The sequence below is a fragment of the Proteiniphilum acetatigenes DSM 18083 genome (assembly GCF_000380985.1).
Classification (GTDB): domain Bacteria; phylum Bacteroidota; class Bacteroidia; order Bacteroidales; family Dysgonomonadaceae; genus Proteiniphilum; species Proteiniphilum acetatigenes.
Genome location: NZ_KB905693.1, coordinates 1 through 12,078, shown reverse-complemented (window position 1 = coordinate 12,078; position 12,078 = coordinate 1). Strand labels below are relative to the sequence as shown.

The 12,078-nt window shown below is 40.0% G+C and carries 9 protein-coding genes; all 9 read right to left on the bottom strand.

Translation table 11 applies throughout. The annotated features are described in order from the left end of the window. Positions 1 to 24 precede the first annotated feature (24 nt). The 9 genes from F597_RS0102230 to F597_RS0102190 all read right to left on the bottom strand — a co-directional run bounded on the left by F597_RS0102230 (position 25) and on the right by F597_RS0102190 (position 11,937). On the bottom strand, positions 25 to 1,533 hold the full coding sequence (locus F597_RS0102230) for a SusD/RagB family nutrient-binding outer membrane lipoprotein (RefSeq protein ID WP_019538077.1): 1,509 nt from the start codon (positions 1,531 to 1,533) through the stop codon (positions 25 to 27). A 16-nt stretch (positions 1,534 to 1,549) separates the two neighbouring features. Further along, on the bottom strand, positions 1,550 to 4,642 hold the full coding sequence (locus F597_RS0102225; RefSeq protein WP_019538076.1) for a SusC/RagA family TonB-linked outer membrane protein: 3,093 nt from the start codon (positions 4,640 to 4,642) through the stop codon (positions 1,550 to 1,552). Positions 4,643 to 4,786: 144 nt separating this feature from the next. Further along, complete coding sequence (locus tag F597_RS0102220; protein ID WP_425413887.1) at positions 4,787 to 5,740, bottom strand: glycoside hydrolase family 43 protein; 954 nt, start codon at positions 5,738 to 5,740, stop codon at positions 4,787 to 4,789. Positions 5,741 to 6,086: 346 nt separating this feature from the next. Further along, entirely contained in the window at positions 6,087 to 6,818 is a 732-nt protein-coding gene (locus F597_RS0102215) for a glycosyltransferase family 32 protein (RefSeq protein WP_019538074.1), read from the bottom strand. A gap of 84 nt (positions 6,819 to 6,902) precedes the next feature. Continuing rightward, complete coding sequence (locus F597_RS21445; protein WP_019538073.1) at positions 6,903 to 7,826, bottom strand: lanthionine synthetase LanC family protein; 924 nt, start codon at positions 7,824 to 7,826, stop codon at positions 6,903 to 6,905. Continuing rightward, entirely contained in the window at positions 7,823 to 9,682 is a 1,860-nt protein-coding gene (locus F597_RS0102205) for a glycosyltransferase family 2 protein (protein WP_139224238.1), read from the bottom strand. The genes F597_RS21445 and F597_RS0102205 overlap by 4 nt, the downstream gene beginning before the upstream one ends. 8 nt (positions 9,683 to 9,690) lie before the next feature. Continuing rightward, positions 9,691 to 10,401: a glycosyltransferase family 32 protein gene (locus tag F597_RS19975; protein WP_019538071.1), complete on the bottom strand. Its 711-nt coding sequence runs from the start codon at positions 10,399 to 10,401 to the stop codon at positions 9,691 to 9,693. Positions 10,402 to 10,496: 95 nt separating this feature from the next. Beyond that, positions 10,497 to 11,174 carry a hypothetical protein gene (locus F597_RS0102195; protein WP_026327031.1) on the bottom strand — a complete coding sequence of 226 codons (678 nt, stop codon included), beginning with the start codon at positions 11,172 to 11,174 and terminating at the stop codon, positions 10,497 to 10,499. Positions 11,175 to 11,256: 82 nt separating this feature from the next. Beyond that, the gene (locus F597_RS0102190) at positions 11,257 to 11,937 is read right to left on the bottom strand and encodes a hypothetical protein (protein ID WP_019538069.1); all 681 of its coding nucleotides are present in this window, start codon (positions 11,935 to 11,937) and stop codon (positions 11,257 to 11,259) included. Positions 11,938 to 12,078: the final 141 nt, after the last annotated feature.

The following is a 12,078-nucleotide window of genomic DNA, read 5'->3' as shown; positions in this document are numbered from 1 at the left end:
CTTTTCTCCGGTATTCAGCGGTAGCTATTCCTTATCCCACCATATACGTGTGGAAAGAGCATCGGCTCCCTGTCGTTCAACAGCTTCCTGCACATTTTGGGGATTCACGCTGTACTCTTCGGTAGGATAGGTGAAACGACGTGGGATACGGCCCTGGTTGGGACTTCCGCTGAAAGAAACCGGAAACAGTACCGGGTATCCCGTACGCCGCCAGTTGGCATAGCTTTCATAGCCATTCAGGAAAGTGGCTACCCAGAATTCACTGCCCAATACATTGAGCCTGGACTCAAGTGTAGGTGCTTTGCCAAAGAGATCCTGATTGAGGTATTCCTCTATCTCCGTTTCTTCTATAATTCCCTGTGCCCCGTAGTAGGCCTGTTGTTCCATTGATGAGCGGACGGCCTTTTGGTAACTCTCTCCGGCATTCCCGCTTATCCATCCTTTCAGGATCGCTTCCGCTTTCAGCAGTTCCACTTCGGCATAGGTCATGTGGATCGCCGGGGCGTCAAGTTGAAGAAGAGTTGCCGGATTAAGCGTTGAATAGTCGGCGAGTGAGGTATAACCCGGTTCACCTTCATATATGCTCAAAATGTCATAACCATTGGGTAACCCTTTCTGGTCGGCAGGATCGTTATTCCCATCAGGCAGCGCACAATATACCCTGATACGGGGATCGTTGGTCTTCTGTAGATGGTTCATGAATGTTCTGCTGATCTTTACTGCCCCGCTGTTTACCAATCCATGGCTTTTGAATACGGATCCTACCGGGTTTTCTGTTGCCGGTTTTGCTGTCGAGTGTTGTACCATACATATATCACCGGTTTCCTGCATCACGCCATTCTGAACCGCTTTCGTGACTACTGAACGGGTCAAATCGGGATTACCCTTTTCCATCCGCATCCCCAGTCGTAACAACAATGAGTTGCCAAACCGTTTCCATTTGTCGATATCTCCCTGATAAATAATATCGCCCTGTATACCGGGTTTCTGATGATCCAGCAAAGAAATTCCTTTCTCAATTTCGGCAACCAGACCGGTATAGATATCTTTTTGCGGGTCATATCCGGGATAAAAATTTTGGGTAACATATCCGTTCCCTGCTTCGGAATAGGGAATATCCCCGTACAGATCGGTGATACGGTGAAAGAGGTATGATTTCCAGATCAAACCGACAGCATACGTATTTACCAACGACTCATCGTCTTGTGTCCTGTTGATCAGTTCCTGGACGTTTTTGATGCTTGATGCGAAAACCTCGGTAAAGAATACGCCCAGCATCTCCGTTTCAAGATATTTATCTCCGGCCATTTCATCTCGCTCCAACGAAGCGGTCTGTTGCACCATCATCATGCAGTAACCGATCTGGGTTCTTTTGGCAAGCCCTTCGTTACTGGTGTAAAATTGACTGTAAGTCAGCAATGGTCCCGGTTCAATCGTGCTGCTGTTGTTGGGATTGATGTTCTTCTCTTCGAAGTCGCAGGAGAGAAGAAACAGAGACGATAATGCAATGAAAAGAGTTCTGTATAGTTTCATAATTTGTTTCCCTTAATTAAAATTTCACATTCAGGTTAAATCCCCAACTGCGGGTAGCGGGTAGTCCCCATTGCTCTAACCCTTGCGCATTTCCGCTCGAATATCCCGATTCGGGATCGACCATCGGGATCTTGTCGTAAAGTGTAGCCAGATTTCGTCCGACAATCGACAGGGTGAGCTGCGAAAGTCCGAGTTTGCTGCTTATCGTTTCGGGGAACGAATATCCCAGCGACACTTCCCTTAATTTAACGAACGAGGCATCATATACAAAAGCTTCCGAGATATTGTTGGCAAGATACATATAGTATTCCATCGCCGGCACGCTCTTGTCATTAGGCGATCCGTCCGATTTGACACCTTTGCCGACAACGCCTTCCTCTCTCCCCGGAAGAGTGCCTTTGTGTGTTCCCAGGAAATAGGCCATATCGTTGGTTCCGGAAAACATGCTGCCACCGAATTTACCGTCGATCAACATGTTGAGGTGAAAGTTCCGATAAGTGAAGGAATTGTTGAATCCTGCAGTGTAAGGATGAACACCAACCCCCAACTTTTTGATTTCTCCTTTGCGGGGATAACCATTCCGGTCGAAAATGATCTCGCCGTTTTCATCCCGTTGGAATGAATATCCTTTGATAATACCGTAGGGTTCACCCACCTCCTGGTAAATAAAGGCGGGACTTCCTTCGTCTCCTGCTGCTCCGGTACGGCTGGTAGCCACGATAAAGCTGTTCACATTATCGGTGATATGCACGATCTTACTTTTGTTATACGAGAAATTGAGCGATGCATCCCAACTGAATGTTTTGGTTCTGACCGGTGTGCCCGTCAGTAACAGTTCAACTCCCTTGTTCTCTATCTTCCCTGCATTGATAAGCACATTGTTATATCCCGAACCGGATGAGATCTGTGCTGAAACAATATCGTCACGGGTATTCCTGATATAATAGGTGGCATCGAGTCCGATACGGTTGTCAAAGAAGCGGATATCGGTTCCCGCTTCATAGGATATCGAGGTCAGCGGTTTCAGGTTGAGATTGGGAATAGTTGAACTGTTTACATGTCCGGTCGGATAACCGTTGATCGATTCGCCATAGCCATAAGTGAGGGCAAGATTATAAGGACCTACTGCACCACCCGATTGCGACCAGGCTCCCCTGAGTTTCCAGAACGAGATGAAAGAGGGTAAATTGAAAGCCTCACTGGCAATAAATCCCAAACCGGTCGAGGGGTAAAAGATATTGTTGGGCGTGGTTTTACCTTTCAGTGAGAGGGCGGAGAACCAGTCGTTCCTTCCGGAAAGGGTAAGGTACAGCATATTCCGGTACGACAACTCGGCTTGCCCAAACAATGAATTGATATAGTTTTCGGAGCGCCATTGTCCTCCGCTGGTTGTTTGTGTATTGCCCAGCACATGAAAATCGGGCTGAATGAATCGGCTTCCGCTGGCGCTTACCGATTCGTTCCAGGTGATCATACTGTTCCACCCCGCAAAAGCATGTAACGACCACTCTTCATTAAAATTATTATTGAATCCCAGTAATCCTTCGATATTCATCTCGCCTCCGAATGAAGAACCTGCACCCATATATCCGTCCTTATCGTAGCCGGTTCCTTTGGGTGTTACCGATTCATGGCGACGATAGATCATATCGCCTCCTGCCCGTCCGCGCAGGTACCATTGGTCGTTGATGTCGTATTGTAACGAAAAGGTGCCGAAGAGACGGTCTTTCGCATCTTGCTGGCGACGGTGGTAAGCTACGAAATAGGGATTGGCGAAATAAACATAGATATCCGATAAAAGCAGTTCGTTGCCGTTTGCATCCACTGCCGGCGAAAGTGTACGTACGTCGATACTTGGCGGCAGGGTCCAGAGTAGCACATTACCGTTACTTGAGTAGTCGTTCACATTCTGGCGGTTCAGCACCCGTTCGCGCATATACATCATATGTGCCTGCATCGTGATCCTGGGGCTTAATTGTGCCGATAAGTTGATGGAACCGTTGTTACGTTCCAGTTTTGAATTTGGATAAAGATCGTTATACCGCTGATCGCCGAAAGCAACGCGGTATTGGATATTTTCACTGCCGCCCGATATGGAGAGGGTATTATTCAGTGCCCAGGCATTGTTGTAGAAATTGCGGATATTATTTTTCCCTACATTGGTATAGGGACGCTCCACCCCATCGAACTGAATCACGCTGGAGCCGTCCAGGCGACCGCCCCAACTGCTGGGACCGCTAAGTTTCGCCATTTCGACGCTTGTGGGAACGGTACCCGACAGCCCATGGCCATATTCCTGCTGAAAGTCGGAATAGCTGACGATGGGAGTATCTAAAGTATAGGAACTGGTTAACTCGACGGAGGTTCTCCCTTTCTTTCCCTTTTTAGTCGTGATGACAATGGCCCCGTTGGCAGCGCGGGAACCGTAAAGAGCCGCAGCCGTACCGCCTTTCAGCACGGTCATGCTTTCTATATCGTCACTGTTAAGAGACGAGATGCCATCGCCTCCGTCCACGCCACCCCATAGTCCGGGTTGTCCGTAGTTGCTGTTGTCGATCGGCATACCGTCTACAATATAGAGCGGTTGGTTGTTGCCGAATGAACCATTACCCCGGATGACGATACGGGTCGAGCCCATAGCGCCGGTAGTGGGTTTCACCACGTTGATACCGGCTACTTTCCCCGCCAGTCCGTCCGCCAGACCAGGGCTTTTTACCAGGAAGGCATCTTCTTTCAATTCGGTGACGGAGTAAGCCAACGCTTTCTTTTCTTTCCTCATGCCCAGCGCGGTGACCACCACCTCATCCATCATGATAAGGTCTTCTTTCAGCATCACCTGCATGAACTCTCTGCTCACCGGCTTTTCTACTGAAGTAAATCCTATATAAGAGAATTGTATTACCCCGTCGGCAGGAGCTGCCAGTGAAAAATCCCCATCAGCGCCGGTCACCGTACCGGATGTACTGCCCTTTATTTGTACGGTTACGCCCACAAGCGGTTCCCCATGCTCATCGGTGACCGATCCCGTGACCGTGATCTGTTGTGCCTCTACAAAAAGTGAAGAGAACAACAGAAATAAAAAAATGAATGTACGATGCAGATAAATCATAATGCAGGTGTTTTTAGTATAATGATTATCTGCAAATATAAATCGTACCCGACCAGTATGCAACGCCTCAGGGACGAACACAACTAATCGGGTACGAATGGTACGGGTTAGCCTGATTTTGGGTGAACCGGCAGGTAAAACAGGTCAGAGCGGGTTGGCAGCCACTCCTTCAAAAGTCATCTCTACCGGTTTGATATACCCGTTTTCATCAAACTCCATCTTGTCAATACAGGTCACCCGATGGTCGCGATGAATATTCGGCTCTGGTCGGCGGTGGTATACGATATACCAGTCGTCACTTTTAGGGTTATGGATTATAGAGTGGTGCCCTGCGCCTGTAGCTATTTCAGGATCCTGCTCTAGGATGGTGCCGATCCGTTCAAAAGGTCCTAACGGATGATCGGCTATAGCATAGGCTACCTTGTAATCGGGGCCACCCCAACCTCCTTCCGACCACATAAAATAATATTTACCGTTTTTCTTGAACATAAAGGGGCCCTCAACATAATCCAGAGGAGTTACCTCCTTATAGAGTTCTCCGTCGGGGAATGGCCTGATCCCGGTGAAATCATTATTGAGCAGTACCACGTTGCAATGCCTCCAGCCACCGTAAAACATATAATAAGTACTGTCGTTTTCTTTGTAAACGAACTGGTCGATCGGTTGTGCACCATTCACGATCTTATTGATAAGGGGTTTGCCGAGCAGGTCTTTGTAAGGACCTTCCGGCCTGTCGCTTACCGCTACGCCGATACCTCCTGTTTCGTCCTCTTTCTGAATATCGTTGGCTGCGAAGAAGAAATAATATTTCCCGTCTTTCTCGATCACTCCCGGTGCCCACATGGCTATCTTCGCCCATTTTACCTCTGCCGTGTCGAGGATATTCTCATGTTTTGTCCAGTTCACCAGATCGGGAGAGGAGAAACAGTCGAAAAATACCTGTTTCTCATACAAGTCGGAATAGGTTGGAAAGATCCAGTACTGGTCGTCATATACAATCGCCTCGGGATCGGCATACCACCCTTCAAAGATCGGGTTTCCGGAATAGTGTACTATATCGTTTTTCTCTTTGTTATTCACGCATGCGGATAATAACATGGCTCCCGCCAACATAAAAAGGATTTTCTTCATTTGTATCATCAATAATCAAATTATATTTTTATTATATAAGGATTTTACCTGGTGAAGTATTCACAGGGAAATCTACCCTGCTACTTGTGTGACTTACCGGAAACGTCCTATCTCTATTATGGACGGAAAGGACTGTTAGCAGTAAATAAAAAGCAAAAATATAAATATTTGCCCTAATCCTCTCCCTATTTACAGATTAAAAATTCATTAAGGACTAAATAGTCACTAACTTCCCTGTAGGTTTTATTGAATTTATGCCTGCATCTGCGTAGAAATCAAATTGTAATACTGTCCTTTCTTCTCCATTAATGCTTCATGGATTCAAAACCTTCCTTTCTCCCCATTCTCCCAAGAAATAATGAATTGCATAAGCTTCATCAATACACTTTTCTAATTCTGCATTGATTTGTCCGATACGGAACTGATTAGCTTGTGCTCCATTAAATGGAGAAACATATTGGTCTGGTATTAAATAAATTTCTTTTTTTTCGCTCTTGCTTAAAGATTCATACAAATCAATTAATTTCCAAGGTCCGGTAGTATTAAGTACACAAAGTTCTTTTATTGAAGCATTATGATTAATCGTCTCTTCTGAAAAAACACTATCTATTATTTTTTTCATAAAAGGATGTTCAGGTATACATACCATCAGAGCATTCGTAAACATGATATTCTTTTTAAATATTTTGCAGTGAATCTGAGGCTCTTGAGCGAAACAGCAGGATTTTTGATAAATTAATTCAGTCATAGGACGAATAGACTCATAATCGAAATCAACATACATTCCCCCCATTTTGTATAATATCAAATATCTTATAGAATCCCATCTTTGTACATCAAAGGGAAATCGCTTATACATATCCATATACTGTGTGAAATTTTCACTTATAAAGTGATCCATTTTTTCATTATCCCAAAATATATATTCCCAATCAGGATAATGATACTTCCACGTTTTACTTAGTAATTTGAACTTTAGAGGCAAAGGTCGATAAGTTTCAGACCAAATCTGATGAATTATTTTAGGAGGCTTATTATTAAACATCTATATTAAAGTAAGTAAGAAAACTTTTTCTATTAAATCCAATTGAGGTTTTATTATAAAAATTAGCACAAATGTATTTAAATTTCATATATGGTTACTTTTCATTAAAGCTAAACCTATACCAGCTAATCCTTTATAAAGAGATAATGATTGCAAGTCAGGGGTAAACGAATAATTATCAACAAGACACTTATTGATATCATCCAGGTTTAGAAACATTTTCTCGGCAGGAAAAAATAAAATATTTTGCCATAAATGTTCTATAGGAATATTTTTGCATTCTATGCAACAAAAGGTTTCTAGTGTATTGATAATTGTTTTCTGTTCTTCAGAAGACGAACGTAACGAGACAAGTATTTTGTATAATATTGTTAAGTCATAAACATCTAAATTATTGAATGATTCAATATTTGAAATATACAATATAATCTTAAAGATAATCTTTTTAGCCCATGTCTCATACTTAGCATGTTTTTCAAGTGTTGACAACAATAATAAAGATGAATTTATATATGATATTGATTTAGAATTGTTAGATAGGCAGAGAAAATAAAGCTCATATTTCTTCAGCCCCCAGTTTATAAATCTTTCATATTCATCAATATTTGATCCATCTTGAATCATCGATTGGATATATAATCCAACCGCAGATATTGGAATCTTTGACTGAAGATCATTCCTATAGTTCTTGAGGAGTAAGTCCTCAACATCTGATAATATCTCTTTAGGATTTCCTTCTATAAATTCATTTCTTATCAAATACCTGACTCCCCATGCAATCCCAATAGCCCCTTGATCAAAACTTAGATCGGGAAGTCTATGTACATTATCAAGAACTGAGTCCAATAACTCATCAGCAATTTCCGAATATATATTATTTTGGGAATATCTTCCATAATGGTAAAAAAAGATAACTATCCCCATTTTCCCCTCAAGAATACCAGGACTGTCAATATTGTGGACGTTTAGCATTAATATATTCGCTATATTTTGTAATATTGTTTTCATTTTTTGTTATTTATAACCTTTCTGAAAAAAGAGATTAATTGAGGAACATAATAGTCGAAACAAAATAATTCCCTGTTTTTCCATACATTTTGTTGCAAATCTCTCATCTTCTCTTTATCTAATAACTGATTCGCCAGATCTTCATAATTCTCATAAAACACCCCTATATTCAATTCTGTAACTTTTTTCTGAATACCCATAGTGTGTCCTGAATTATTTCGGAGAATCATAGGAAGTCCTGCTGCAGCGTATGTATTCATTCTTGCCGGAATATTTAGATCATCCCATGAGGCTTGTAGTATGTTCTTTTGATTTGAACTACTCAGACAGTGTAACCATGCAGCGTCGTATTTAGAGAACTCTAAAATCCAATTGTCCGGAGGACAGTGGGGATGTAAATGAAAGTTATTCGGTGCAAGTTTCTTCATTTCTGTAAAAAAAGCCTGCCTAACAGACAAATAATTCTCATTATAAACATGTATATGTATTCTTCTTTCTATAAAGGTCTTCCAGATATCAGGATGAATCCCGACAACCCTTCCTGCAATTAAGGTATGAATGTTGCCGTCTGAATCAGATAGTTTAGGAGAGGTCAGATCCTTGAAGCATTCTTTTTTCGGCAAATCTCCATCAAGAATAAAAGATAATCCCCGATGAGATATGGGTATAAACTGTTCATACCATTGCTGCGCCGTCTCATTTATATATATTTTACCATCAGCAAATGTATATAGATACAGCAGTTCTTCCCATATCCCATTTTTTAAACATACAGAAGGTCCTTCTTTAAAGTGCCAAATAAAAGGGATTCCATTTGTTTTCTTTAATACCTCATAAGCTAAAGGAACTGCGGTGAAATTAAGAAGGGCATATATTATATCTGGCTTAATTTCATGAATTCTTTTTTCCCAATTTTCAAAAGGCACATTTTCAATATTTCCAAAAGGAATGGGGCCGACTGTATTAAAACTATAATTGGGCCTTTGTACCCATAAGCCATATAGTTTGTGTCCAGCCTCTTCCAAAGCATAAATCCTTTCAGGGTTATAAGCCAATTCTCCTACTAACAATATTTTGAGTGCATTATCTGAACTAACTTTAGGTGTATATCTATAATCCTTATATAAACTTTCCTCGTCTATAAATTTTTCTCTTGAAACTCTCAGTCTGATAGGAGACTCAACAGAATAATAGCTCCTGTAGTAATTTAGTCCTCCCCCATGACTCTCACTTATTATTTTATGTCTTTGCCTTGGATGATCTGTCCAAAAGCAAGAGATTTTTTTACTTGGCAGAAAAGCTCCTTTCATTGATAATTTAGACCAAAACATAGCAAACAAATCTTCCGTCACCCATTCACTACGCTCTAACCATCTGTCTTCTGTTTTTTTATGCACCGTCTGCACCAATTGCAAACAATAACCTTTTCGAGTGTATTCAGTATCTTTATAAAATGAATTTACCATTGTATCAGGGGACTGAAAAGAAAATCCGCTATATACTAAAATTGTACTGCTATTTTCTTTTATTTTGTTTATCATTATTTGTAGATGATCTTTCAAATAATAGTCATCAGAAGGTAAATATGCAATGTATTCATATTTAGCATTATCAAGTCCTTGATTTAAAGCATATCCCAAGCCTTTATTCTTTTTATTTTCAATATATTTTATTTGAGTATTTGTTAAAAACTCTTCAAGATATAAGGTGGTGTTATCCGTACATCCATCATTAATAATAATCAGTTCCCAATCCCTATAAGTTTGATAAATCAAGCTTAATATAGCCCTTCTTATAAAAGTTCCTTGATTATAAGTTGGCATTATTACCGAAATCCCTGTTGTGGTGGTATCCATAATTAAATTTATTTGGGAAGCCATGTTCCTAAAAAATAATGTATTGCATATGCTTCTTTAAAACTAGCTTCCAAAGCTAAATCTATAAGACCTTTTCTATAATTATAAGATTGACGATAATTAAAAGGGCTTACAAATTCAGGAGGAATTAAATAAATCTCTATTTTTTCTTTGTCAGTTAATTCTTCATACAGTTGATTCAATATATAAGGTCCGGTTGTCTCAAATACTGTCTGTGCTTTGTTCTCACATTGTTTTTCAATATTATTATCGGAAAATATTCTTTTTATTGTTCGAGTCATGAAAAAGTGATTGGGAAGAGAGCCCATTAAAGCATTATTAAAGGTAAATATTTTATTTTCTCTATTCTTATAATGAGAAACAGGTTCTTGAGAAAAAAAACAGGTTTTATCATATAATAGTTCATCCAGAGATTTTACTGATTCGTAGTCAAAATCAACATACATTCCACCAATTTTATTTAGGATTAAATATCTAATAATATCCCATCGCTGAATATTATATTTAAATTGGTTGTACTTCAACCAATATTCTGGATAGTTATCTACAACAAATTTATTCATTCGATCGTTATCCCAGAGTTCATATTTCCAGTCAGGGTAGTCATATTTCCAGGTTTTACCCAATGTCTCCAAATACTTAGGCAGGGATCCATCTAACCCAGACCAGGTCTGGTGAATTATTTTAGGTATTACCATGTGTGTATTTTAATTCTTATTATTAATCAGATGTCCAGCTTCTCTCATATTTTCTCTCCCCCCCCTATTCAGGTATATAATAAATGGCCACACATCTACTCTTCTTTTCCTGAACGGGGCCATGTTAATGTTTCTATCCATGTTTTATTTGCCACAACTTCCGTGGAAACCAGTTTCCCTTTATTGAATATCATCCTTAGGTAATGTTTCCTTTGCCAAACTTCACGGTACAGAGGCTCTTTTTCAGAGTTAGCTTTTTTCACATAGAGCGTGTCGGTAAACCAGGTGGCCGGCATAAGGCCATAAATCCATTCCCCGATCTCGATATCCGGGATATTTTTTCTGTTAAAATGTTTACCGGTAAATTTCTCCATCGGGGGATACACAATTTTATCATCTCTTTTTCCTTCAAAAGGAAAATGTACCCTACATAAATATAATTGCGTATTTAGTAATAACCAAGTCGCCATATACTCTTTCTCGCTATTCCCCGCGGAACCAAATGGTAAACCAAATGGCAAAAAAGTATCACTACGATCAATTACTCGTGTGACCTCATATTTCTTCTTACCATCTCCCTCTGCATTAAATGACAACTTAAAAGAGTTACCATGGATAATTACCGTATCACTGTAAATTCTCCGGTATCCATTGAAATGGGATAAAGGCGACTTGTTCATCAAGTATTTATCGGGATTATCAGCAATATACAAAACATCAAATGTTTTTAAAAGGTTATGTGTAAATTCATCGTACAATACCTCTGCTTTCATTTCAGTTGTTTGAGCAAACAATTGAAATGAAAGAAAAAAACACAGGAGTAAAAATATTCTTTTATACATAGCGTCTGGATTTTTAATAATACAAATTATAATACAAGCTTTCATAGTAACGGTACTGGCTGTAAATGCTTTCCCTGAATTCAGGCGAAGCATATTCAAAATATTCATTGTAAATCGTGGAACCAAACGCAAAAAACTCGGAAGCAATCTCATTATGCGTGTATGGATTATAATTGTCGTAATGATCCTGTTCATGGATAAGAGCACACATCATATCATAAAAATTACCTCCCTTAAACACATCGGAAACGTTGTTTATGGTGATATAGCTATAATGGTGATCATAATACACAGAACCATCCGGATATGTATATTGTGTTACACTATGAGTGGTTCTTCCCCCTGATGTGTATAGGACATTCCCCGAACCATCGTAAAGTGCGCCAACGTAAATATTATTTAAGCCTAACTCACTGGCCATATAATTAATAATATTTACTTGTGTTCCGCTACCTGAATAGTACAATGATGTACTGTTCCCAAATAAACAGGCATCATCATTATTGTCTTGTAAAGAATAAAAAATACCCGAATCAACAACTCTAATTTCATAACTATTACCCAAATGTCCTAATAATTCACCATCAGGAGAATAATAAAACGCGGCCCCTACATAATTTCGCTGTTCAACCTCACTGAGTATTACCATTGTCTCACACAGTTGTTGCAGATTTTTTTTCGTTAATTTTTTCATTGCTTTTTATTTCAAAGTATTGGATATAAAAAAAGAGGGTTATGGCCAATCTATTCCTCTTTTGCCCCCCTGGGGTATACCAATGTTTCTATCCATGTATTATTTGCCATAACTTCCGTGGAAACCAGTTTCCCTTTATTG